Genomic DNA, 22,629 nt, shown 5'->3' on the forward strand with positions numbered 1-22,629 from the left:
AGCCTTCCAAAGATCGGATGGGTCAAACCAGAATTCGAACGTTACTTCGCATCCCTCTCAGGAATGGATGGATGCTACGTCCGCCGTCCAATCAGGAATGTTGCCCCACAGCGCGCAGCCGGGCTCGCGGCAGACAGCACGCGGAGAAAATCGGATACCGAGGGCGGCGCTCGATTGCAACGCCGCGGTCCACCACAGCATCGGGCGCATGCCCTTCAATCCGTCGTCCGCACCACCCAGGTGGCCCGCCGGATGCCGTCCGCAGCCCCCAGGCGAGCGATCACCGCCTCGATCTCCTCCGGCTCGATCGCGGTGCTGACCAGGGTCGCCACGACCTCGACCTCGTCCTCGCCGCGCTCCTCGACGTCGACCTCGCTCACCGGGTAGTGGGCCGCCTCCAGGCGCTCGACCAGGAGGTCGCGCACCTCGGAGAGGCGGTCGGTGTCGGTGGTGGCGCGGACCTCGTAGGTTGCCTCGGCGTCGCGCTCGTCGATCGGGATGCGGTTGATGGCGTTGACGAGGGGCCGCAGCAGGGTGTTGCCGGCGAGCACCGCGGCGGTGACGAGGGCGGCCTCCGCGGCGAGGTCGACGCCCGAGAGCGCCCCGACGGCGGCCGAGCACCACAGCGTCGCGGCGGTGTTGAGGCCGCGGACGTTCATCCCCTCCTTCATGATCACGCCGGCGCCCAGGAAGCCGACGCCCGAGACCACGTAGGCGACGATGCGGATCGCCCCGTCGGCGTGGCCGATGCGCATGCCGAGATCGGTGAAGGCCGCCGCCCCCACCGCCACCAGCACGTTGGTGCGCAGGCCCGCGGTGCGCTGGCGGTACTGGCGCTCCGCCCCGATCAGGGTGCCGAGCACGAAGGCGCAGAACAGGCTCAGGACCGAGTTGAGGAATTCGCCGGCCTGGAAGGCCTGGATGATCGCCATCGCGTCCGCATTCGTCGGGAGGGAGCCGCGGGGATCACCCCGCGGGAAAGCCTGCCGCTATAGCGGGGCCGTATGACGGCCCGATAGCACCGTCGCCGTCAGGGCGCGCGGCCGGCCGGCCCCTTGGTGGCGGACCCCTTGCCGCCGGATTCCCGGCCGGTCGATGCCTTGGCGGCATTCCTCTTCGCGGAGGCTTCCCGGGCAGAGGCGTCCTTGGCGGCCGCATCCTTGGCCGCATCCTTGGCCGCGGAGCCCGCATGCGCGGCGGCCTTGACCTTCGCCTTGGCCTTGGCGCCGTCCGCGCCGGCGGCCCGGATCAGGGCGGCGAGCCCGGCCTCGGTGACCGCCTCCGCCGCGTCCGGCACGCTGAACCAGCGGCAGTCGCGCTCGTGCTGCTCGGGCCAGGTCTTGAGCTGCTTGCGCACCTCCAGGCGGAAGACCTGGACCTGGCACAGCACCGTGTCGCGGCTCTTCAGGCGCTTCTGGTAGAAGTAACTGCCGAGCGCCCGCCGGCCGACCCGGCCGATCAGCCCGGCCTCCTCGTAGGCCTCGCGGGCGGCGGCCTCGTAGTTCTTCAGGCCCTTCATCGGCCAGCCCTTCGGCACCACCCAGCGCCGGGTCTCCCGGGAGGTGATGAGCATGACCTGCATCTCGCCGCCCGGCAGGGTCCGGAGCGGCAGCACGCCGACCTGGCGGCGCGGCTCGCCGTTGCGCTCCGACCAGCCGGTCAGGGCGCCCGCCAGGGCCTTGAGGCTCCTCATGCGCCGGCCCGGCCGGCGGCGATGCGGCGTCCCGGGCGAGGACGGGTGCAGGTCACGGGTGTCACGTCGCGGCGCACTCGCAAGGGGTCCGGTCGGGGGCGGGAGACGGCGGAGGCGAGAGGCCGATCGCGGGGATCTCGCCGACGCGGAATGGCCCACGCGGATCGAACCCGGGCGCGTCGGCCCTCGGGGACGCGCGACCTTCCGCTCCCCCTCGCGGCGGGCGGCGTCTTCCCGTCCGTCCCTTTAAACGGGATGCGGCGCGGCGCTCAAGCAGGATTTGTTAACCGGCAAAACAAACCGCCGCAGGGTCCGTCGCCTTCAGGCATCGCCGCCCAGGGTGGCGATGAGCACGTCGAGGCGGGCGCGCAGGTCGGCGATCTCGCCTTCGGTCATCTGCAGGGTCTCGACGATCGACCGGCGCACCTCGACGGCCTGCTCCTCGAGGGCGTGGCCCTCCTCGGTCAGGCTGATCTCGACCTCGCGCTCGTCGGCCTGGCGCCGGGTGCGGCGGACGAAGCCGGCGGCCTCGAGGCGCTTGAGCACCGGCGTCAGGGTTCCGGAATCGAGACGCAGGCGGCGGCCGATGTCGGAGACGGTCAGGCCGTCGTTCTCCCACAGTACGATCAGGACGAGATACTGCGGATAGGTCAATCCCAGCCGCTCGAGCAGCGGCCGGTAGCACTTCGTCATGCGGTGGGAGGCCGCATAGAGCGCGTAGCAGAGCTGGTTGTCGAGCCGCAGAGCGGTCACGCCTGACAGGACAGGCTCGAGAGAGTTCATGGTCTCACCATACCGACGGCAATCGGACGCCGCCCTCGCCGAAGGATTGTCGTGCCGCCAGCCTATCATGGCGGGGCGGCCCGCCGAAATCGCACCGATGCGTTCGATGGTGGACAATACTCTCTCGAATGCAACTCCTTGCGCAACAGCACGGGATGATGGGCGGGCCGGCGGTGGCCGCAGACCTCAGCGGCGCCCGTCGAGCGGCGGCCGGATCCGGCGCTCGACCAGGGGCCGGGTGGCCCGGCGCTCGACGATGACCGTGCGGGGGCCGCGCAGGCCGCTGCCGGTGCTGATGATCCGCTCGGGCGAACGCTCGGCCTTCGGCTTGGCCGCCTGGGCCTGGGCCGCCTGGAGCACGTGCGGGCGCACCTCGTCGGGGGACAGGCCGATCAGGCCTGCGGCGATCTCGACCTGCTGCTCGACGTCGTCGGCGAGGTCCTGGGCCGCGGCCACCGCTTCGGAGACGGTCGGCGGCTCCTTGCGAACCCGGATGGGCGGCAGGTTGCGGGGCTTGTCGGTCGGCTTCTTCACGGTGCGGCTCATCATCATGGGCTGACCATAGCGCAGGCACGGCGATTGTTGCAGTGCAACACGCGCATGTCCAACCCGGCGCGGCCGGAATGGTTGCCCGGGCTGCCGGCGCGGTTCCGCAGGGTCCGGAAGGTAACCGCACGCCGGCGCCGCGAAAATTCGACTTGTGCCCGTGCCGGACCCCATCCAGGGCATAACGTCGCAGGTGCGGTCCGCCACGCCGTCATCCCGCTCGATGCGCGCACCGGCTTGCCCCCGGCTTCCCGGCTTGAGAGACTGGCCGGCACCATGACCGCCCCCTTCCCCGCCGACGCCCCCCTCGATCCGCGCCTGACGCCGGCCCGGCCCGACCTCGCCGACGAGCGCCTGCGCGGGCGGGTCGAGGCGGCCCGCTACGTCGCCGGGACGACGCATCGGATCCGCGTCCCCGTGGCGCCCCTGCGCCGTGCGCCCGATCCCGCCGCCGCCCTCGACAGCGAGGCGCTGCTCGGCGAGGCGGCGACCGTCTACGAGGTCCGGGACGGGTTCGCCTTCGCGCAGCTCTCGGCGGACGGTTATGTCGGCTACCTGCCGGCCGAGGCCCTCGGCCCGGTCGATCCGGTCCCGACCCATCGGGTCTCGGCCCTGCGGACCTTCCTGTACCCGGCCGCCGACCTGAAGCGGCCCGTCGTCGGGGCGCTCAGCCTCGGCGCCCGGGTGGCGGTCGCGGGGCGCGAGGGCGCCTATGCGCGCCTCGCCGACGGCCGCTTCGCCTGGGCCGGGCACCTCGCCGCCCTGGACGCGGTCGAGCCGGACGTCGCCGCGACGGCCCTGCGCTTCCTCGGCGTGCCTTATCTCTGGGGCGGGCGCAGCAGCCTCGGGCTCGATTGCTCCGGGCTGGTACAGACGGCGCTCGCCGCCGCCGGGATCGCGGCGCCGCGCGACAGCGACCAGCAGGAGGCCGCCTTCGGCGAGGCGGTGCCGGTCACGGCGGACCTCGCCGGCCTGCGGCGGGGCGACCTGGTGTTCTGGCGCGGCCATGTCGGGATGATGCTCGACGAGGCCCGCCTGATCCACGCCAACGGCCACCACATGGCGGTGGCGATCGAGCCGCTCGCCGAGGCGGAAGGGCGCATCCGCGCCGGGCGCACGGGGCCCGGGACCGGCGACGGGGCGATCCGCGCGATCCGGCGCCCGATCGCCGCCTGACGCCCGCCGAGAGAGGTCGTCCGGGACATCGCGCTCCGCGACACCGGGGAAACCGGCCCGGTGCGCGTCGAATCGCGCGTGCAAATCCGTGGACATCGCACGGAATGGAGCCCGGGCGGGGCTGGCGCCGCCTCGCCTCCGCCATCACCTGCGATAGACTGTGACGTAAGGGACCGCCTCGCGCGGCCCGCTCCTTCGAGCCTTGAGGACACCCGCCCGCGATGCTGACCGGTTCGGCCATCACCCGCGCCCTCGTCATCGTCGTGCTGGCAGCCGGCCTCGCCGGCCTGTGGCAGTTCCTGATGCCGCGCGCGACCGGCCCCCACCTCTCCGAGCCGCCCAAGGTGGGTGGTGCCAAGGGAGACTCCTCCAAGGGCGACTCTTCCAAGGGGGATCCGTCCGGCAAGGCGGACTCGTCCAGACGGGCCGAGAGCGAGCGGAGCGCCGCGGCTCCGGCGACGGGCGAGACCGCGGACCCGGTGCGCTCGGTCTATCCCGGTCCGCGCCCGGCCGAGCCGTCGCCGCCACGCCAGCCGCCGGCAGCCGAGGCGACGCCCGCCCCGGCCCCCATGTCGACTCCCGTGCCGGCTCCCGCCCCTGCCGTTCCCGCCCCGAGCGCCGCCCCGGCGACGATGCCGGCGCCCAGCCCTCCCCCGGTCTTCAGCCCGCCCTCGGTCGCGACGGCCGAGGAGCCGGCTCCCGCCGCGGCCGCGGCCGGCGCCGTCGACCTCAACACGGCCAGCGTGGCCGAGCTGAACGGGCTGGGCGGCGGCATGATCGGCAAGGCGATCGTCGCCCGGCGGCCCTACGCCTCGCCGGGCGAGCTCCTGTCGAAGCGGGTCCTGAGCCGGGCGACCTACGACAGGATCAAGGGCCAGGTCACGGTACGGTAGGGCGTCGGGATCAGTCGGCGCCGTCGTCGGGGATGTTCAGCACGGTGCCGCAGGCCTTGCAGTGCACGGCGTCCGGCTCGTGGCGCTGCAGCCCGCAGGTCGGACAAGGAAACCGCACCTTGTAGGGCCGGAACACCACCTGGGCGAGGCGGAAGAACAGCGTCACGCCGCAGATCATCACGACGACCGAGATCAGCCGGCCGGACGGGCCCGGCAGGGTGATGTCGCCGTAGCCGGTGGTCGTCAGCGAGGTGACCGTGAAGTACAGCGCATCGACCGGGCTGCCGATCGCCGGATTGCTGCCGGCCTGCGTGACGTAGACCACGCCGGTCATCACGAACACGAACACCACCAGGTTGGTGGCGGCCAGGATCGCCTCCTCGTGGCGCTGGAAGATCCCGCTGTCCCGGCGCAGCCGGTCGAGCAGCTGGTAGGTGCGCAGGAGCCGCAGCGTGCGCAGGATGCGCAGGAAGCCGACGCCCTGCACGAACATCGGCGCCAGGAACGAGGCGATCGCCACCACGTCCGTCCAGGTGCTCAGCCGCAGGAACTCGCGCGCCGGCGCTCGGCTGATCGCCAGGCGGCCGGCGAAGTCGGCCAGCACCCCGAGGCCGAGGACCACGTCGCCGGCGGCGACCCAGGGCGAGAGCGGCAGGAACGAGGTCGCGATCACGAAGGCGACCGTCGCGACATCGAAGGCGAGCAGGGCGTACCGGAAGCGGTGCGCCCCGTCGGTGTCGCCCTCGTAGAGGGCGCGGAGTCTGGCTGTGAGGGCGGTCATGGATCCGGTCGGGCGGGCGAAGGCCGCCCCATACCGCATCCGGGACGCCGCCGCCCGTTGCGCGCCGGCCCCGTCGATGGGATACGGAGGCCAAGGTGTGCGGTCCCGGCGCGGGGCTTGCAGGTTCTTCGCCGTTGGTCGGGCCGCCAGCGGGGGAGACCCGTGCCCATGCCCCATCCGATCCTTCGCGGCGGCGATCCGGTCCCGGCGGCCGGCCCCGTGCCGGCTCCGACCCCCCCGGCGATCGGCCGGGCATCGCCGACCCGTCCTTCCCGTGTCGGCACGGCGGCGGCATGAGCGGTCGGGTCCCCCTGCCGGTGCGCCGGCCGCTCTCGGCCCTGCGCACCATGCTGCGCAACGAGGCCGGCGGCGGCCTCGTGCTGATGGCGAGCGCCGCCCTGGCGCTGGTCGTCGCGAACTCGCCCTGGGCGGAGACCTATTTCGCCGTCCTCGCGGCCCATCTCGGGCCGCTCTCGGTGCTGCACTGGATCAACGACGCCCTGATGGCGGTGTTCTTCCTGCTGGTCGGCCTCGAGATCAAGCGCGAGATGCTGGACGGGCGCCTGCGCACCTGGCCGGATCGCATCCTCCCCGGAATCGCCGCCCTCGGCGGCATGCTGATGCCGGCGCTGGTCTACGTCGCGGTCAACCGGCACTCGCCCGAGACCCTGCGCGGCTGGGCGATTCCCGCGGCCACCGACATCGCCTTCGCGCTGGGGGTGCTGGCGCTGCTCGGCTCGCGGGTGCCGGTCTCGCTCAAGGTCTTCCTGACCGCGCTCGCCATCATCGACGACCTCGGCGCGGTCCTCATCATCGCGGCGTTCTACACCGCCGATCTCTCGCTGCCGATGCTCGGCGGCGCCGGCCTGACGCTCGCCGTGCTCTACGGAATGAACAAGGCCGGGGTGGCACGCCTGTGGCCCTACCTGCTGCTCGGCGCGGTCTTGTGGGTGTTCGTCCTGAAATCCGGCATCCACGCGACCATCGCGGGCGTGCTGCTCGCGCTGACGATCCCGCTGCGCCTCAGCGTCGGCAAGCCGGACGACCCGACCTCGCCGCTGCACATCCTCGAGCACGCCATCCACCCGTGGTCGGCGTTCCTCATCCTGCCGATCTTCGGGTTCGCCAATGCGGGCGTCTCGCTGGCCGGGTTCAGTCCGGCGATGCTGCTCGACCCGGTGACGCTCGGGGTGGCGCTCGGCCTCTTCGTCGGCAAGCAGCTCGGCGTGTTCGGGTTCGTGCTGGCCGTGGTCCGGCTCGGCTGGGCGCAGCGGCCCGCGCGTGCGACCTGGCTGCAGGTCTACGGCGTGGCGCTGCTGTGCGGCGTCGGGTTCACGATGAGCCTGTTCATCGGGCTGCTGGCCTTCGCGGCGAGCCCCGAGCTCGAAGCCGAGACCAAGATCGGCGTGCTGGTCGGCTCGCTGGCCTGCATGGCGGCCGGGGCACTGGTGCTGCGGCTGGCGCCGCGCGTGCCGGAGCGCAGGCCCTGATCGCCGGACCCGCTTGATCGTCGGACCCGCGGCCGGACCGACGCCGGAGCCCCGGACGCGGATCGCCGCGCCGCGTCGAGGTCGCGGGCCCCACCCGACAGCGCGGCGGTGCCGGCGACCCGCGGCATGGCCGTCCGGCGCGCGAGCGCGCCGCGAGCGCGCACGGGATCGCCACGGCGCAACGATCGCTCGCTCCCGGTCGAGCCGGGAGCGGGCGGCTCAGGCCCGGCAGGCCTCGAACCCCTTGCGGATCGCCTCCGGGTCGAGGTGGCGGCCGATGAAGACGACGCGGGACTCGCGCGGGTCGCCCGGCTTCCACTCGTCCTGCAGGTCGCCGTCGAGGATCATGTGCACGCCCTGGAAGACGAAGCGGCGCGGCTCGTCGGGGAAGCTGACGATGCCCTTGCAGCGCAGGATGTCGGGGCCCTGGACCTGGGTCAGGTCGGAGATCCACGGCATGAACTTGTTGGGGTCGACCGCGCCGGGCAACCGCGCCGAGATCGACTGGATCTCGTCGGAATGGTGGTGGTGGTGCCCCTCCTCCAAGAAACCGGGCTCGATCTCGATGATGCGGGCGAGGTCGAAGGCGTTGCGACCGAGCACCTTGTCCAGGGCGATGGCGCAATGCTGCGTGCGGTGGATCTCGGCGGACGGGTTGAGGGCGCGGATCTGGCGCTCGACGCCGTCCAGGCCCGCCTCGTCGACGAGGTCGGACTTGTTGAGCAGGATCACGTCCGCGAAGGCGACCTGGTTCTTGGCCTCGGGGGCGTCCTTCAGGCGCTCGGACAGCCACTTGGCATCGACCACCGTCACCACCGCGTCGAGGGTGGCGGCCTCGCCGACATCCTGGTCGACGAAGAAGGTCTGGGCGACCGGGGCCGGGTCGGCGAGGCCGGTGGTCTCGACGATGATCGCGTCGAACTTGCCCTTGCGCTTCATCAGCCCGTCCATGATGCGGATCAGGTCGCCGCGCACGGTGCAGCAGATGCAGCCGTTGTTCATCTCGAACACTTCCTCGTCGGCGCCGACGACGAGGTCGTTGTCGATGCCGATCTCGCCGAACTCGTTGACGATCACGGCGTAGCGCTTGCCGTGCGGCTCGGTGAGGATGCGGTTGAGGAGCGTGGTCTTGCCGGCGCCGAGGTAGCCGGTGAGCACCGTGACGGGGATCTTGTCGGACATGCGGGAGGCTTCTTCTGCAACCGGACCGGGGGCGGGCGCCGCCGGGGCGCCGCGCCAGTCGGTGATATAGTGTGTCACTCGTCGCCGCGGGAGACCAAGGTCGGCGGAGGGAAAGAAGGCAGGGGAAAGCGGGCGATGTCGCGCAGGAGCTCGGCGAAGGCCCGGGCGCCGTGATCGAGGAGGGCCCGCCCCGCCTCCGCGGTGCCGAGGCGCGCGTCGCCGATGGCGCCCGCGGGGTTCAGGTCCTGGGCGTGCCAGGCGAAGGCCGCCGGGCGGCCGGCCCGCAGGTGGGTATAGGTGCGCTCGATCTTCCGCGTCGCCGGCACGAAGTCGCGGATCGCGTCGCGGCGCACGAGGTCGGGGCGCAAGGCCAGCATCAGGGCGGTCTCGATCCCGCCGCCATGGATGCCGTGGCGCGCCTCGTCCCCGGGAAACAGGCCCGGCGGGGTGCCGAAGCGGCTCCAGGCGGTCGTCACCGCGACCATTCCGTGCCGGCCGCGCAGACCCAGGGCCACGAGGTCGGCGAGGGCGCTGTTGCCGCCGTGCGAGGACACGACGACGAGGCGCCGGCAGCCCGCCCGCGCCACCCCGTCGCCGATCTCGCCCCAGGCCCTCAGCGCCGTCTCGGGGGTGAGCGTCAGGGTGCCGGGAAAGTCGGCGTGCTCCGGCGACAGGCCGACCTGCTGGACCGGCAGAACCCGCACGTCGAGGTCATCCGGGACGAGGGCCATGGCCCGCGCGAGGTAGCCCTCGGCGATGACGACGTCGGTCGCGAGCGGCAGGTGCGGCCCGTGCTGCTCCACGGCCGCGACCGGCAGCACCGCCACGGCGGCCCGGAGCGCGCCCGCGCGGCACTCCTCGGTGGTCAGGTCGCCCCAGGGCCGGGCCGGCATGCGCGTCTCCTCGCCATCTGTCCGTCGCCGGCAACATAAGCCGCGGCGGTCCGGGCCGGAACCGGGGCCGCGTCATCCAGGCGTCACAGGCCGGCTGCCATGTGCGTGCGGGGCGCCGCCGCGGCGCCCCGGCCCTCCGTCCTTGCGCCGATGGTGCAGGCGCGGCAGGATCCGTCTCGAAAAAGGGGCTGAACCCATGGCAGCGGGCGAGCAGGCAGTGGCCGTAGCCGGGGACACCCCGCGCCGGGCGGCCAAGCGCCTCCGGCCCCCCGGCGCCAAGAGCGTCGGCTGGGCCCTGATGCAGGCGGCGCGCCTGCACCGCGGCCGCATCGGCGACCGTCTGGCCGATCTCGACCTCTTCGCCGGCCAGGAGCAGGTGGTCCAGGCCCTCGCCGCCGCCGGCACCATGACCATGGGCGACCTCGCCGCCACCCTGCGGGTGCGCCCGCCCACCGCCTCGAAGACCATCACGCGGCTCGCCGCCATGGGGGTGGTCGAGCGTCGCACCGAGGCCGGGGACGGCCGGGTCGTGCGGGTCCGCCTGACCGAGGCCGGCATGGCCAAGGCGGCGGCGATCGAAGGCATCTGGGACGACGTCGAGGCCGAGATGCTCGACGGCTTCGACGGCAAGGAGCGCCGGCGCCTGCGCAAGCTCCTGCGCCGCGCCGCCCGCAACCTCGCCGAGGCCGCCGGCCTCGACGCGCACGATTCCGACGGCGAGGCCGAGGACGACCTCGACGGGCTCGATGCCGGGGATTCCAGCCGCGACATGGATTGAGAGCGGGGAACTGAGGGCGGGGGGACTGAGAACGGCCTGCCCCGCGCCCGCTCCGCCGAACGGACTATCCCGGGGCGAGCAACGGCCTATGTTGGATGAACCGGCGCCGCGGCGGGTGATCACCTTGCCAACACGCCGGTTTGTCAGTCTTCTACCGGAGGCGGACTGCTCGCGGTGGGCGCGAGGTCGCCGGGCCGGGAACGCGTGTCCGATCACGACCACACAGGCGAGGGTACGGCCGAGGCCGCGGCGAATCCGCGGCGCGTGCGCGCCCGCCCCCTCTGGGCCCACGTCACGGCGCTGGCGGTGGCCCTGCTCGTGCCGGCGCTCATCATCATCGGGCTGATCGCCCAGCGCTGGGTCCAGGCCGAGCAGGCCCGGATGGAGGAGCGCACCGCGACGCTCAACGCGCACGCGGTCGAGCAGATCGACGGCTTCCTCGGCGGCCAGGTCGCGATGCTGCGGGCGCTCGCCACCTCGCCGGCCCTGGAGGCGGGCGACGACGCCCGGTTCGACCGCCAGGCGCGGGAGCTGGTGCGCCTGCCGGGCATCGAGATCGTGCTGCGCGATCCCGACGGCCGCGAGCGGGTGAACACCCGGCTGCCCCGGGGCGCGGCCCTGCCGGGCGGCGCCCTCGTCGACGACCCGATCATGCAGGAAACCGGCGCGCCGGCGATCTCGGGCCTGTTCGCCGAGGCCGGATCGGGCCGGCCGGTCGTCGCCGTCACGGTGCCGGTGCGGCGCGGGGACACGGTGACCCACCTCCTCACCGCGACGCTGCCGGCCTCGCTGTTCGGCGAGATCCTGCGGGCGGCGGGCGTGGCGGCGCCCTATTCCGGCTCGGTCGCCGACCGGGCCGGGATCATCATCGGCCGCTCGGTCGACACCGACGCGGCGGCCGGCAAGCCGCTGCCGGGCTTCGGCACGGTCGCGGGGACGACCGGGCAGTGGCGGGGCCGCAACCTGAGCGGCATCGCGGTCTTCGGCACCCATCACCGCTCGGTACCGTCGGGCTGGGTGGTGACGATCGGCGTCTCCCAGTCGGCGCTGCAGGCGCCGCTCGCCACCTCCGTCATGGTGCTGGCGCCGGTGGTGCTCGGGCTCGGGCTGATCGCCCTCCTCGCCTCGCTCCATGCCGGGCGCCGCATCCTGCTGGCCAAGGCGCTCCTCGCCGAGGCGGCGGACGACCTCAGCCGGGGCATCCCGCTGCGCACGCCGGTGACGCCGGTGCGCGAGGTCAACGAGGTCGGGGCGGTGCTGGCCGAGACTTCCGCCACCCTGCACCGCCAGGCCGACGCCCTGCGCAAGAGCAACGCCGACCTCGAGGACCGCATCGCCGAGCGCACCCGCGAGCTCGTCGAGAAGGAGGCGGTGCTCACCACCACCCTCGACGCGATGGACCAGGGCCTGATCATGGTCGACGCGCAAGGGACCGTCGCGGTGACGAACCGGCGCCTCGCCGAGCTCCTCGACCTCGACCCCGCCTTCCTGGCGACGCGGCCCTCGCGGGCGGCTTTGCGGCGGGTGCTCGAGACGGCAGGAGAATATGCCGGCACCGATCTTGCGTTCGGGGAGGCGATCGCGATGGGCGACCTCGCGGTGCTGGGCGAGCGCTACGAGCGCACGCGGCCGAACGGCACGATCCTGGAGGTCCACAACGCGCCCACCGCCGAGGGCGGGGTGCTGCGCACCATCACCGACATCACGGCCCGGCGGGCGGCCGAGGCGGCGTTGCGTCACAAGAAGGCGCTGCTCGACGCGACCCTCGCCAACATGGACCAGGGGGTGCTGCTGATCGACGCCGCGGGCATCGTCCAGCTCTGCAACGAGCGGGCGATCGACCTCCTCGGCCTGCCGCCCGAGTACCGCCATTGCCGACCGGCCCTGGCCGACGTCGTCGCCCACCAGGACGCCGCCGGCGAGTTCGGCGACGCGCAGGCCGGGCGCGAGCCCTGGCTCACCCTCACCGGCGACCTGCTGGGCGCTCCCCCGGTCTACGAGCGCACGCGGCCGAACGGCACCGTGATCGAGGTGCGGACCGTGCGCCTGTCCGAGGGCGGGGCGATCCGCACCTTCTCGGACGTGACCGAGCGCAAGCGGCGCGAACTCGCGGTGCTGGAGGCCAACCGGGTGGCCGAGGCGGCGCGGCTCCAGGCCGAGGCCGCGAGCGCGGCCAAGACCGAGTTCCTGGCGACGATGTCCCACGAGATCCGCACGCCGCTCAACGGCGTGATCGGCTACGCCGACCTGCTGATGCGCGCCGGCGGCCTGTCGCCGGCCCAGGCCCGCAGCGCCGAGCGGATCCAGGATGCCGGCCAGGCCCTGCTGACGGTCGTCAACGACGTCCTCGACTTCTCGAAGATCGAGGCCGGGCAGATCGACCTCGACCCGCAGCCCTTCGCCCCGGCCTGCCTCGCCGACAACGCGGTCGCGATCGTCGGCGGCGCGGCCGAGACCAAGCGCCTGGCCCTGGCGGTGCGGATCGAGCCCGGCCTCGTTCCGCGCCTCGTCGGCGACCGCGACCGGCTGCGCCAAGTCCTGCTCAACCTGCTCAACAACGCGATCAAGTTCACGCCCGCGGGCAGCGTGACCCTGCACCTCGCCAGCGTTCCGCTCGGCGGGGGCCGCCACGCGCTGAAGGCCGCCATCCACGATACCGGGATCGGCATCCCGTCCGATCGCCTCGGCCGGTTGTTCCAGCGCTTCTCCCAGGTCGACGGGTCGATCCAGCGCCGCTTCGGCGGCACCGGCCTCGGGCTGGCGATCAGCCGGCGGCTGATCGAGACCATGGGCGGCGAGATCGGGGTCGAGAGCCGGCCCGGCGAGGGCTCGACCTTCTGGTTCGCCGTGCCGCTGGCGGAGGCCGCCGAGGAGGCCGCCGGCCGGGAGCGTCGAGCGGCGGCGCCGCTGGAGCGGCCGGCCCGGGTGCTGCTGGTCGAGGACAGCCCGATCAACCAGGACATCGCCCGGGCGATCCTGGAGCGCCGCGGCCACCGGGTCACCGTGGTGGCGGACGGGGCCGAGGCGGTTCTGGCGGTACAGGCCGGCGCCCACGACGTGGTGCTGATGGACGTGCAGATGCCCGGCATGGACGGCGTGACGGCGACGCGCCACATCCGCGAACTCGGCTCGCCGCTCGGCCGCCTGCCGATCGTCGCGCTCACCGCCAACGTGCTGCCCCAGCAGGTCGCGCAGTTCCGCGCCGCCGGGATGGACGACCACGTCGGCAAGCCGTTCCGGCCCGACGAATTGCTGGCGACGGTGGAGCGCTGGAGCGCGGGGCGGGCGGCGGCGGCCTGACCGCTTGCCGCGGCGCTCGACCGCTTGCCGCGGCGCTCGACCGCTTGCCGCGGCACTCGACCGCTTGCCGCGGCACTCGACCGCTTGCCGCGGCGCTTGGGACGCTACTTCTCCCGCGGGATCGACAGGACCACTCGCAGGAGACCACCATGGCCAAGCTGGACCGCAGCGCATTGATCGTCGGGGCGTCCCGGGGCCTGGGGCTGGGACTGACCCGGGCCTTCCTCGCCCGCGGCTGGGCAGTGACCGCGACCGCCCGGGGCGAGGCGCCGGCGCTCGCCGCCCTCACCCCCGTCGCCCCGGCGATCCGGCGGGTCGACATCGACGACGACGCGGCCGTGGCGCGGCTGCGCGACGAGCTCGGACCCGAGAGCTTCGACGTGGTGTTCGTGGTCGCGGGCATCGCCGACGGCGCCCACGTCCCGCTGCCCGAGGGCGACCGGGCGACGGCGCTCAAGGTCTACGAGACCAACGCGGTGAGCCCGATCCGCTTCGCCGAGGCCTTCGCCGGCCGGGTCGCCCCCGGCGGCCTGATGGTGCTGATGAGCTCGATCCTCGGCAGCGTGTCGCTCAACGAGGGCGGCACCTGGGAGAGCTACCGGGCGAGCAAGGCCGCCCTCAACACGCTCGCCCGCAGCTTCTCCGCCCGCCACCGCGACGCGCCCTTCGGCACGGTGCTGATGCATCCGGGCTGGGTCCGCACTGACATGGGCGGTCCCGACGCCGACATCGACGTGGCGACGAGCGCGGACGGGATGGCGGCGGTGGTCGAGGGGCAACTCGGGCAGCGGGGCTGCGCGTACCTAGATTATCGGGGGGAGACGCTTTCCTGGTAATCGTGCGCATCGAAGCGCCTGCCCTCACTCCCCCGCCAGCCCCCGCCCCAGCGCTCCCACCACGATCTCGATCTGCCCGCGCAGGACCGGCTCGCTCAGCACCATCAGCTTCTCGTCGAGGCCGAGGCTGACGAGGCCGTGGGTGGCGGAGAACAGCGAGCGGGCGAGGAGCGCCCGCTCGCGGTCGCCGAGGCCGGGCCGCAGGACCTGCAGCGGGGTCTCGATGTAGCGAAACAGGCGCACCTGCTCGACGAGGTACCAGTCGGGCAGGGCTTGCGTGATCCGGTGCTGGAACAGCGCGCGCCACCGGGCCGGGTTCTCGGCGGCGAAGTGCAGGTAGGCCACCGCCAGCCGTACCAGGGTGTCGGCCGCCGCCGCCCGCTCGGCCGGGCTCGCCGCGCCCGTCGGCGGCGGGGCGATCGTCACCTCGGTGATCGCCCGCTCGAACAGGGCGAGGGTGCGCAGGTTCACCGTGAGGATCAGGGCGTCGAGGTCGGGAAACGCGGTGTAGATCGCCCCGAGCGCGCAGCCGACCTCCTTGGCGAGGTCCCGTGCCTTGAGTGCCGCCAGGCCGTCGGCCGCGATGGTCGCCTCCGCGGCGTCGATCAGCGCTATCCGCAGCCGGTCCCGTCTCTCCTCGTTGCGCATGCCGGTCCCACCTCTCGCCGTGCGTTGTCGCATCTTCGTACCCCGTGCGTCTCCGCACATACGTGAACGATGTTCAAATTTGCGCTTGAACAACGTTCACGGCTGTGGAAAGGTGCCTTCGTGAACAACGTTCACGGAACCGGAGCCGACGATGCTCAACCTCCTCTCCACCCTCGTCCGGGGCGCCGCCGCCCGCGCCGCCGAGGATCTCCACGACCAGCACGCCTTCCTGATCCTGGAGCAGCAGCTGCGCGACGCGGCCGCCGCCCTCGACGACAGCCGCCGGGCGCTCGGGCGGGCCATCGCCCAGGAGGCCGTCGACGCCAAGCGGCAGACGGCGCTCCACGCCAGGATGGTCGATCTGGAGGCCAGCGCCGTCGCGGCGCTCGCCGGCGGGCGCGAGGACCTGGCGCGGGAGGCCGCCGAGGCCCTGGCCGAGATGGAGCAGGAGGCGCTCACCCTCGAGACGACCCGGGCGGCCTATGCGGCGGAGGTCGCCGCCCTGCGCCGCGCGGTGCGCAAGGGCACCCACCAGTTCGCCGAGCTGGAGCGCGGCCAGCGCATCGCCCGGGCGACGGAGGCGGTGCGCCGCCTGCGGGCCCGGCGCGGGCAGGGAACGGGGAGCCCGGCGGCGCTCGCGGAGGCGCAGGCCACCCTGCGGCGCCTGCGCGAGGCCCAGGCTGCCGACGCCGCCTCCGACGAGGCGATGGCGATCATCGACGCGGCGGCGCCCGAATCCCTGTGCGAGCGCCTGGAGGAAGCGGGCTTCAGCCCGCGCCCCCGGCCGAGCGCCGGCAGCGTGATGGAGCGCCTGCGCGCCAAGGCGCAGGCCGAGGAGCAGGCCAAGGGCCGGACCGAAGCCGGCGCCGCCTGACCGCACCGAACCCGCATCCCGTTTCCGAGGAGACACCGTCATGACCCAGCAGACCACGCAGCACACCTCCGCCTGGGTGGCGTTCACCTACGCCTCGTTCATCGGCGCCGCCACCATGGTGGCGGGCGGCATCCTGTTCCTGCCCCTCGATCTCTGGACCAAGGCCTACCTTGCCATGGGCGTGACGATGCTGGTCCAGTCCTGCATCACGATGGTCAAGACCGTGCGCGACGTCCACGAGGGCAAGCGCCTCGTCAACCGCATCGAGGATGCCCGGGCCGAGCGCCTGCTGATGGAGATGGGCAAGGAATAGCCGGTTCCCGTCCGCGGCGGCCCGACATCGGATCGCCGCAGACCGCGGCAACAAAGCCGATTAGGGTTTACCGGCTAAGCACTCTGTCCGCGGCGGCCGGGACCCGGCCTCCACGCACGACGCAACACCCAGCGAGGAACGCCCCGATGTCAGGATCGCTGATGGCCAGCCGGCGCTTCGCGCCCCTGTTCTGGTGCCAGTTCTTCTCCGCCTTCAACGACAACTTCCTCAAGAACGCCCTGGTGTTCCTGATCATGTTCGGGGCGGGCGGGGTCGGCGGCGGCGCGGATGGCGGCTCGGCGGCCCTGGTGACGCTGGCCGGCGCGGCCTTCATCGCGCCGTTCTTCTTCCTGTCAGGCCTCGGCGGCCAGCTCGCCGACCGCTACGACAAGGCGTTCATCGCGCGGCGCCTCAAGGCGGCGGAGATCCTGGCGGCCGCCGTCGCGGTGCTCGGGTTCTGGCTTTCCTCGGTGCCGATCCTGTTCGTGGCCCTCGTCCTGTTCGGGATCGTCGCGGCCCTGTTCGGGCCGATCAAGTACGGCATCCTGCCCGACCACCTGGCGCGCGCCGAACTGCCGGCCGGCAACGCGCTCATCGAGGCCGCGACGTTCCTCGCCATCCTCACCGGCACCATCGCGGGCGGGCTCGCCGTCACCCATGGCGGGGCGCACGCCTTCGGCCTCCTGGTGATGGGCTTTGCCGGCCTGTGCTGGCTTGCCAGCCTCGCCATCCCGACGACCGGCGAGGCGGCGCCCACCCTCGAGGTCGACCGCAACGTGCTGCGCTCGACCGGCTCCCTGATGCGCGACCTCTACGAGGACACGCGGCTGTGGCGCACCGGGCTCATCACCAGCTGGTTCTGGCTCGTCGGCGCCGTGGTGCTGGCCCTGCTGCCGGCCCTGGTGAAGCGCACCTTCGGCGGCGACGAGACCGTGGTGACGGCGCTCCTCGCCCTGTTCTCGGTCGGCGTGGCGCTCGGCTCCGGCCTCGCCTCCTGGCTCTGCGCCGGCCGGATCGTGATGCTGCCGACGCCGATCGCGGCGCTGATCATGGGCCTCGTCTCCCTCGACCTCGCGCTCGTGGCGTCGGCGAGCGTCCCGCCGCCCTCCCCGGTCGGCGCCCTCGAGTTCCTGGGGTCGTGGCGCGGCGCCCGCATCGCGGTCGATTTCGTGGTGCTCGCCGCCGCCGCCGGCCTGTTCATCGTGCCCTCCTTCGCCGCGCTCCAGGCCTGGACGCCGAAGGAGCGCCGGGCCCGGGTCATCGCGGCCTCGAACGTGCTGGCCGCCGCCTTCATCGTGCTCGGCGCCGTCAGCCTCGCGGTGCTGCAGAAGGCCGGCCTGTCCTCGGCCGGGCAGTTCCTGATCGTGGGCATCGCCAACCTCGTGGCCGGCGTCGCCGTCATGGCGGTCCTGCCGACGAGCGGGTTCCGCGACTTCCTGTCGATCGTCTTCCGGGCCTTCTACCGGCTCGAGGTGCGGGGCCTGGAGAACATCGAGAAGGCCGGGCCGAACGCCATCATCGCCCTCAACCACGTCAGCTTCCTGGATGCGGGCCTCGCCCTGTCGCTGACCGAGCGCGAGCCGACCTTCGCCATCGACCACACCATCGCGCAGAAATGGTGGGTGAAGCCGTTCCTGTGGCTGACCCGGGCGCTGCCGCTCGACCCGACGAAGCCGATGGCGACGCGGACCCTCATCAACGCCGTCAAGGGCGGCGAGACCCTGATCATCTTCCCCGAGGGCCGCCTCACCGTCACCGGCAGCCTGATGAAGGTCTATGACGGCGCCGGCCTCATCGCCGACAAGTCCGGCGTGCCGGTGGTCCCGGTGAAGATCGAGGGGCCGGAGCGGACGGCGTTCTCGCGCCTGTCGCGGGCCCAGGTCCGCCGGCGCTGGTGGCCCAAGTTCATCGTGACGGTGCTGGAGCCGGTGCGGCTCGAGGTCGATGCAGGCCTCAAGGGCAAGGCCCGCCGCCAGGCCGCCGGCGCGGCGCTCTACGGGGTGATGTCGGACCTGATCTTCCGCACCGCGCCGATCGACCGCACCGTGTTCGACGCGGTGGTCGAGGCGGCCGAGCGCGAGGGCGGAGCCCGGGTCGCGCTCGAGGATCCGGTCTCCGGCACGCTCACCTACCGGCGCCTGCTGATGGGCGCCCGGGTGCTGGGCGCCAAGCTCGGGCCGCTCGCGCCGCAGGGCCGTGCCATCGGCGTGATGCTGCCGAACGCCAACGCGGCGGCCGTCACCGTGCTCGGCGTGATGTCGGCCGGCCGCGTGCCGGCGATGATCAACTTCACGGCCGGCCCGGCGAATATCTTGAGCGCCTGCAAGGCCGCGGAGGTCGACACGATCGTCACCTCCCGGGCCTTCGTGCAGAAGGGCCGCCTCGACGCGCTCCTGGAGACGCTGAGCCAGAGCCTGAAGATCATCTACCTGGAGGACGTGCGCGGCCGGGTCGGCCGGCTCGACAAGCTGCGCGGGCTGATCGGTTGGCGCCAGGCGCTCCACCCCCGCAAGCCCGAGGACCCGGCGGCGATCCTGTTCACGTCGGGCAGCGAGGGCACGCCGAAGGGCGTGGTGCTCTCCCACCGCAACATGCTGGCCAACGCCGCCCAGGCCCAGGCGCGGATCGATTTCGGCCGCACCGACAAGGTGTTCAACGTCCTGCCGGTGTTCCACTCGTTCGGGCTCACCGTCGGGCTGGTGCTGCCGCTGGTCTCCGGCGTGCCGGTCTACCTCTACCCCTCGCCGCTGCACTACCGGATCGTGCCCGAGCTGGTCTACGGCTCGAACGCGACGATCCTGTTCGGCACCGACACGTTCCTGGCCGGCTACGCCCGGGTCGCCCACGCCTACGACTTCCGCTCGCTGCGCTACATCCTGGCCGGGGCCGAGCCGGTGAAGCCGGCGACCCGCAAGGCCTACGCCGAGAAGTTCGGCCTGCGGATCCTGGAGGGCTACGGCGTCACCGAGACGGCGCCGGTGCTGGCGCTGAACACCCCGATGTTCAACCGCTTCGGCACCGTCGGGCGGATCATGCCCGGCATGGAGGCGCGCCTCGAGCCGGTCCCCGGCGTCGCCGAGGGCGGGCGCCTGTTCGTGCGCGGGCCCAACGTGATGCTGGGGTATCTCAGGGCCGAGCGCCCCGGCGTGCTGGAGGCCCCGGCCGAGGGCTGGCACGACACCGGCGACATCGTGACGATCGACGCGGACGGCTTCGTCACCATCCGCGGCCGGGCCAAGCGCTTCGCCAAGGTCGGGGGCGAGATGATCTCGCTCGCCGCGGTCGAGGCGGTCGCCGCCGAGCTCTATCCCGACGCCGCCAGCGCGGTGGCGGCCCTGCCCGATGCCCGCAAGGGCGAGCGGCTGGTGCTGGTGACCGAGAAGAAGGATGCGACCCGCGCCGCCTTCCAGGCGCGCGCCCGGGCCAGCGGCCTCAGCGAGCTCGCCGTGCCGGCCGAGATCGTGGCGGTGGACGCGCTGCCCCAGCTCGGCTCCGGCAAGGTCGACTTCGCCGCCGTCACCCGGCTCGCCGCCGAGCGGACCAAGCCCGCGGAGGCGGCGGCCTGAGGACCGGGCCGGGGCGGATCCGATCCGCCCCGGCTCCCGTTCAGCCGCGCTTGCGGTAGACGTAGACGTCCTGATGCGCGTCGAGCTGCATCGGCCGGTACGAGACGGGCTCCAGCTCCGGCGCCGCCTCGGCCACCAGACGCTCGACCGCGTCCTTGGTGAACCAGGTCAGGCCGTACTCGTCGGTGTAGTAGGGGTAGCGGGCGTAGTAGTAGCCGGCCTGCGCCATCGCCGAGAGCACCCCCGGCTTGTCGAGCCAGTACTGCTCGTAGCGCTCCGCCGTCTCGGCCGATCCCTGACCGTGGATCGTGAACACCGCGACGCCGCCGGGCTTCAGGGCGCGGGCGACGTCGCGCAGGTTCGAGACCACGAAGTCCCGCGGCAGGTGGGTGTAGACCGAGAGCAGGTAGATCAGGTCGTAGGCTGCGGACGGCTTGACCGCGGCGCGCTCCATCACCGGCACCTGGGTCGCGCCGAACTCGGATGCCGTGAAGCGGGCGCCCTCGTCGATCACGTCGCAGACCGCGATGCGGTTGCCGGGCAGCCGCCGCGACAGCTCGCGCACGATGCGGCCGTAGCCGCAGCCGATTTCCAGCGCCTGGCCGACCGAGTCCCAGTCGCGCCCGGCCTCCTCGAGCGCCGTCTCCAGGATGTCGACGAACTGGCGTGCGCCCGTCGTATAGCTCGCCACCCGGTCGGGGGCGGTCGAGGTCAGCATGAAGTCGTTGTAGTGGGCCCGCCCGATGCCGGCGACCGGCCGGGCGCCGAGGCGCGAGCCGAGCGCGAAGCGGGCCTTGCGCCCGGCGGCGTAGAGGGACGGCGAACGCTTGATGACGTTCAGCATCCCGGGCGGGATCAGCTTGGTTGAGAGAGAGGGCACGGGAACGCTCCGGTTGAACCGCTCCCGCCCGCGATCGACCGAGAGTGGCGGCACGATGCCGGCCCCCGGCCGCCCGGACAACGATTGACGCGCCTCAAGCCTAACGGAGGCTTGAGCCCGGCGGGAACATCCGTCGGGCCGGTTCAGCCGCGCCTTTTGTTAGATCCCATCGCCCGATCGTCTGGACGTGGACTTCACACCCGCTCGCGGCGGATCTCGGCGCCGCAGCGCACGAGCTTGGCCTCCAGCGCCTCGAAGCCGCGGTCGAGGTGGTAGACCCGGTTGATCTGGGTCTCGCCCTCGGCGGCGAGCCCGGCGATGACCAGCGAGACCGAGGCGCGCAGGTCGGTCGCCATCACGGGCGCGCCCTTGAGGCGCTCGACGCCCTCGACCACCGCGACGTCGCCCTCGAGCCGGATCTTGGCGCCGAGCCGCGCCAGTTCCTGCACGTGCATGAAGCGGTTCTCGAAGATCGTCTCGCGGATGCGCGACTGGCCCTTGGCCCGGGTCATCAGGGCCATGAACTGGGCCTGGAGGTCGGTCGGGAAGCCCGGGAACGGATCGGTGGTGATGTCCACCGCCGCGATGCCGTGGCCGTTGCGGCGCACGCGGATGCCGTGGTCGAGCGGCGTCACCTCGGTGCCGGTGGTGGCCAGGATGTCGAGCGCGCTGTGCAGGAGGTCGGCCCGGGTGTTCTCGAGCGTCACGTCGCCGCCGGTCATCGCCACCGCCATCGCGTAGGTGCCGGTCTCGATCCGGTCCGGCAGCACCGCGTGCCGGGCGCCCGAGAGGCGCGACACGCCCTCGATCTCGATGCGGGGCGTGCCGGCGCCCTCGATCCGCGCGCCCATCCGGGAGAGGCAGGCGGCGAGGTCCACCACCTCCGGCTCGCGGGCGGCGTTCTCGATCACCGTGGTGCCGTGCGCCAGCACCGCCGCCATCAGGGCGACGTGGGTGCCGCCGACGGTGACCTTCGGGAACTTGATCTCGCCGCCACGCAAGCCGTTCTTGGTGCGCGCCACCGCGTAGCCGCCGTCGATCTCGATCGTGGCGCCGAGGGTCTCCAGCGCCATCAGCAGCAGGTCGACCGGGCGCGTGCCGATGGCGCAGCCGCCCGGCAGCGACACCCGCGCCTCGCCGAAGCGGGCGAGCAGCGGCGCGATCACCCAGAAGCTCGCCCGCATGGTCGAGACGAGGTCGTAGGGCGCCGTGGTGTCGATGACGTTCGAGGCGGTGAGCCGGATCGTCTGGCCGGCCTCGGTGGTCTGGCCCGGACGCTTGCCCACCACCATGTGGTCGACGCCGTGATTGCCGAGGATGCGCAGGAGCGAGGCGACGTCGGCGAGCCGGGGCACGTTCGAGAGTTCGAGCGTCTCGCCGGTGAGCAGGCTGGCGATCATCAGCGGCAGGGCCGCGTTCTTGGCGCCCGAGATCGGGATGATGCCGTGCAGCGGCTTTCCGCCGACGATGTGAATGCGATCCATGGTGAGAACGTCCCTCGCGCCTCTCGCGGCGCGTCCGGCGCGCCATTGAAGCGCGCCCCGATTCCGAAACCCGTTTATTGCACCGCAGCGATGCGACCGCTACGCTTGCGCGTCAACGCCCATCCCCGCCGGTTCGATCCGCGGGTGCGTCCGGCGGGGCCTCGCCGGGCTCGGCCGCCTCCCGGCCCCGCGCCTGCGCCTTGCGGCGCTTGAGGTTGTCCCGGAGCGCCGCCTTCAGGCGCTGCTCCCGGGTTCCGTCGCCGGACCTGCCGTCTTCCCGCCCGCTCATCGCGCGCGACCCTTCGTCGCCATGACCAATTTCCAGCTTCCGTGCCCGTGCGGGAGGCGTCAGAACGCCCGCCTCGCCCTCGACTTTTTCAAAAGACAAAGCCGTCGCATTTGAGCGAGATCAAGGCGCGACCAGCGGCGGATCGGCGATCCCGGTCCCACGCCGCGCGGACGGGCTCCTTCCCGGGGCCTCGCCCGGTCCCGCCCCGGACAGCCGTCCGGCCA

19 protein-coding genes and 1 pseudogene are annotated in these 22,629 nt (G+C 72.9%); 9 read left to right on the forward strand and 11 right to left on the reverse strand.

The annotated features are described in order from the left end of the window. Positions 1–215: 215 nt before the first annotated feature. The 4 genes and pseudogenes from BMX97_RS12495 to BMX97_RS12510 form a co-directional block, all read right to left on the reverse strand. A complete protein-coding gene (locus BMX97_RS12495; RefSeq protein ID WP_091750206.1) occupies positions 216–932 on the reverse strand; it encodes an MgtC/SapB family protein in 717 nt (238 codons plus the stop codon). A gap of 305 nt (positions 933–1,237) precedes the next feature. Further along, a pseudogene (locus BMX97_RS12500) lies at positions 1,238–1,693 on the reverse strand (NUDIX hydrolase); the annotation flags it as partial. Between the two features lie 321 nt (positions 1,694–2,014). After that, the gene (locus BMX97_RS12505) at positions 2,015–2,476 is read right to left on the reverse strand and encodes a MarR family winged helix-turn-helix transcriptional regulator (protein ID WP_091750213.1); all 462 of its coding nucleotides are present in this window, start codon (positions 2,474–2,476) and stop codon (positions 2,015–2,017) included. Positions 2,477–2,662: 186 nt separating this feature from the next. Further along, positions 2,663–3,028, reverse strand: coding sequence for a hypothetical protein (locus BMX97_RS12510; protein ID WP_091750216.1), 366 nt, complete (start codon positions 3,026–3,028; stop codon positions 2,663–2,665). Positions 3,029–3,298: 270 nt separating this feature from the next. On the opposite strand from BMX97_RS12510, the gene BMX97_RS12515 reads away from it, so the two are divergent. Next, a complete protein-coding gene (locus tag BMX97_RS12515; protein ID WP_091750219.1) occupies positions 3,299–4,198 on the forward strand; it encodes a C40 family peptidase in 900 nt (299 codons plus the stop codon). Between the two features lie 221 nt (positions 4,199–4,419). Beyond that, the gene (locus BMX97_RS12520; RefSeq protein WP_091750222.1) at positions 4,420–5,091 is read left to right on the forward strand and encodes a helix-hairpin-helix domain-containing protein; all 672 of its coding nucleotides are present in this window, start codon (positions 4,420–4,422) and stop codon (positions 5,089–5,091) included. A 10-nt stretch (positions 5,092–5,101) separates the two neighbouring features. On the opposite strand, the gene BMX97_RS12525 is transcribed toward BMX97_RS12520, so the two are convergent. After that, a complete protein-coding gene (locus tag BMX97_RS12525; protein WP_091750225.1) occupies positions 5,102–5,872 on the reverse strand; it encodes a potassium channel family protein in 771 nt (256 codons plus the stop codon). Between the two features lie 293 nt (positions 5,873–6,165). Here BMX97_RS12525 and nhaA point away from each other — a divergent pair, with 293 nt between their 5' ends. Further along, positions 6,166–7,362: a Na+/H+ antiporter NhaA gene (gene nhaA, locus BMX97_RS12530; RefSeq protein WP_091750228.1), complete on the forward strand. Its 1,197-nt coding sequence runs from the start codon at positions 6,166–6,168 to the stop codon at positions 7,360–7,362. Between the two features lie 219 nt (positions 7,363–7,581). Here nhaA and BMX97_RS12535 read toward each other — a convergent pair whose 3' ends face one another. Together BMX97_RS12535 and BMX97_RS12540 are read right to left on the reverse strand one after the other, a co-directional pair. Further along, positions 7,582–8,544: a CobW family GTP-binding protein gene (locus BMX97_RS12535; RefSeq protein ID WP_091750230.1), complete on the reverse strand. Its 963-nt coding sequence runs from the start codon at positions 8,542–8,544 to the stop codon at positions 7,582–7,584. A gap of 74 nt (positions 8,545–8,618) precedes the next feature. After that, positions 8,619–9,437 carry a creatininase family protein gene (locus BMX97_RS12540; protein ID WP_091750233.1) on the reverse strand — a complete coding sequence of 273 codons (819 nt, stop codon included), beginning with the start codon at positions 9,435–9,437 and terminating at the stop codon, positions 8,619–8,621. 196 nt (positions 9,438–9,633) lie between these two features. Between BMX97_RS12540 and BMX97_RS12545 the strand changes: the two genes are divergently transcribed. From BMX97_RS12545 to BMX97_RS12555, 3 genes are all read left to right on the forward strand, one after another. Then, positions 9,634–10,215, forward strand: a complete 582-nt coding sequence (locus BMX97_RS12545; RefSeq protein ID WP_091750237.1) for a MarR family winged helix-turn-helix transcriptional regulator — start codon at positions 9,634–9,636, stop codon at positions 10,213–10,215. Positions 10,216–10,479: 264 nt separating this feature from the next. Beyond that, positions 10,480–13,515, forward strand: coding sequence for a PAS-domain containing protein (locus BMX97_RS12550; RefSeq protein ID WP_143074610.1), 3,036 nt, complete (start codon positions 10,480–10,482; stop codon positions 13,513–13,515). A gap of 149 nt (positions 13,516–13,664) precedes the next feature. After that, positions 13,665–14,351, forward strand: coding sequence for an SDR family oxidoreductase (locus tag BMX97_RS12555; protein WP_091750243.1), 687 nt, complete (start codon positions 13,665–13,667; stop codon positions 14,349–14,351). Positions 14,352–14,375: 24 nt separating this feature from the next. On the opposite strand, the gene BMX97_RS12560 is transcribed toward BMX97_RS12555, so the two are convergent. Next, positions 14,376–14,999: a TetR/AcrR family transcriptional regulator gene (locus BMX97_RS12560; RefSeq protein WP_091750247.1), complete on the reverse strand. Its 624-nt coding sequence runs from the start codon at positions 14,997–14,999 to the stop codon at positions 14,376–14,378. Positions 15,000–15,150: 151 nt separating this feature from the next. On the opposite strand from BMX97_RS12560, the gene BMX97_RS12565 reads away from it, so the two are divergent. The 3 genes from BMX97_RS12565 (at position 15,151) to BMX97_RS12575 (ending at position 19,752) form a co-directional block, all read left to right on the forward strand. Continuing rightward, complete coding sequence (locus BMX97_RS12565; RefSeq protein WP_091750251.1) at positions 15,151–15,873, forward strand: PspA/IM30 family protein; 723 nt, start codon at positions 15,151–15,153, stop codon at positions 15,871–15,873. 40 nt (positions 15,874–15,913) lie between these two features. After that, positions 15,914–16,186: a YiaA/YiaB family inner membrane protein gene (locus BMX97_RS12570; RefSeq protein ID WP_060845244.1), complete on the forward strand. Its 273-nt coding sequence runs from the start codon at positions 15,914–15,916 to the stop codon at positions 16,184–16,186. A gap of 146 nt (positions 16,187–16,332) precedes the next feature. Further along, on the forward strand, positions 16,333–19,752 hold the full coding sequence (locus BMX97_RS12575) for an acyl-[ACP]--phospholipid O-acyltransferase (protein WP_091750254.1): 3,420 nt from the start codon (positions 16,333–16,335) through the stop codon (positions 19,750–19,752). 40 nt (positions 19,753–19,792) lie between these two features. Here the strand turns inward: BMX97_RS12575 and BMX97_RS12580 are convergent, their stop codons facing one another. From BMX97_RS12580 to BMX97_RS32845, 3 genes are all read right to left on the reverse strand, one after another. Continuing rightward, positions 19,793–20,632, reverse strand: a complete 840-nt coding sequence (locus BMX97_RS12580; RefSeq protein ID WP_143074611.1) for a class I SAM-dependent methyltransferase — start codon at positions 20,630–20,632, stop codon at positions 19,793–19,795. Between the two features lie 194 nt (positions 20,633–20,826). Next, complete coding sequence (murA, locus tag BMX97_RS12585; RefSeq protein ID WP_091750259.1) at positions 20,827–22,116, reverse strand: UDP-N-acetylglucosamine 1-carboxyvinyltransferase; 1,290 nt, start codon at positions 22,114–22,116, stop codon at positions 20,827–20,829. 112 nt (positions 22,117–22,228) lie between these two features. Beyond that, a complete protein-coding gene (locus tag BMX97_RS32845; protein WP_167543866.1) occupies positions 22,229–22,405 on the reverse strand; it encodes a hypothetical protein in 177 nt (58 codons plus the stop codon). Positions 22,406–22,629 lie beyond the last annotated feature (224 nt).

Source organism: Methylobacterium sp. ap11, from assembly GCF_900110515.1.
Classification (GTDB): domain Bacteria; phylum Pseudomonadota; class Alphaproteobacteria; order Rhizobiales; family Beijerinckiaceae; genus Methylobacterium; species Methylobacterium ajmalii.

What these genes read in the sequence shown, in the direction of transcription:
- murA (WP_091750259.1), bottom strand. Translation starts at nt 22,116, where the DNA reads ATGGATCGCATTCACATCGTCGGCGGAAAGCCGCTGCACGGCATCATC.
- BMX97_RS32845 (WP_167543866.1), bottom strand. Translation starts at nt 22,405, where the DNA reads ATGAGCGGGCGGGAAGACGGCAGGTCCGGCGACGGAACCCGGGAGCAG.
- BMX97_RS12520 (WP_091750222.1), top strand. Translation starts at nt 4,420, where the DNA reads ATGCTGACCGGTTCGGCCATCACCCGCGCCCTCGTCATCGTCGTGCTG.
- BMX97_RS12565 (WP_091750251.1), top strand. Translation starts at nt 15,151, where the DNA reads ATGCTCAACCTCCTCTCCACCCTCGTCCGGGGCGCCGCCGCCCGCGCC.
- BMX97_RS12555 (WP_091750243.1), top strand. Translation starts at nt 13,665, where the DNA reads ATGGCCAAGCTGGACCGCAGCGCATTGATCGTCGGGGCGTCCCGGGGC.
- BMX97_RS12560 (WP_091750247.1), bottom strand. Translation starts at nt 14,999, where the DNA reads ATGCGCAACGAGGAGAGACGGGACCGGCTGCGGATAGCGCTGATCGAC.
- BMX97_RS12505 (WP_091750213.1), bottom strand. Translation starts at nt 2,476, where the DNA reads ATGAACTCTCTCGAGCCTGTCCTGTCAGGCGTGACCGCTCTGCGGCTC.
- BMX97_RS12510 (WP_091750216.1), bottom strand. Translation starts at nt 3,028, where the DNA reads ATGATGATGAGCCGCACCGTGAAGAAGCCGACCGACAAGCCCCGCAAC.
- BMX97_RS12540 (WP_091750233.1), bottom strand. Translation starts at nt 9,437, where the DNA reads ATGCCGGCCCGGCCCTGGGGCGACCTGACCACCGAGGAGTGCCGCGCG.
- BMX97_RS12495 (WP_091750206.1), bottom strand. Translation starts at nt 932, where the DNA reads ATGGCGATCATCCAGGCCTTCCAGGCCGGCGAATTCCTCAACTCGGTC.
- BMX97_RS12515 (WP_091750219.1), top strand. Translation starts at nt 3,299, where the DNA reads ATGACCGCCCCCTTCCCCGCCGACGCCCCCCTCGATCCGCGCCTGACG.
- BMX97_RS12575 (WP_091750254.1), top strand. Translation starts at nt 16,333, where the DNA reads ATGTCAGGATCGCTGATGGCCAGCCGGCGCTTCGCGCCCCTGTTCTGG.
- BMX97_RS12535 (WP_091750230.1), bottom strand. Translation starts at nt 8,544, where the DNA reads ATGTCCGACAAGATCCCCGTCACGGTGCTCACCGGCTACCTCGGCGCC.
- BMX97_RS12545 (WP_091750237.1), top strand. Translation starts at nt 9,634, where the DNA reads ATGGCAGCGGGCGAGCAGGCAGTGGCCGTAGCCGGGGACACCCCGCGC.
- BMX97_RS12525 (WP_091750225.1), bottom strand. Translation starts at nt 5,872, where the DNA reads ATGACCGCCCTCACAGCCAGACTCCGCGCCCTCTACGAGGGCGACACC.
- BMX97_RS12570 (WP_060845244.1), top strand. Translation starts at nt 15,914, where the DNA reads ATGACCCAGCAGACCACGCAGCACACCTCCGCCTGGGTGGCGTTCACC.
- nhaA (WP_091750228.1), top strand. Translation starts at nt 6,166, where the DNA reads ATGAGCGGTCGGGTCCCCCTGCCGGTGCGCCGGCCGCTCTCGGCCCTG.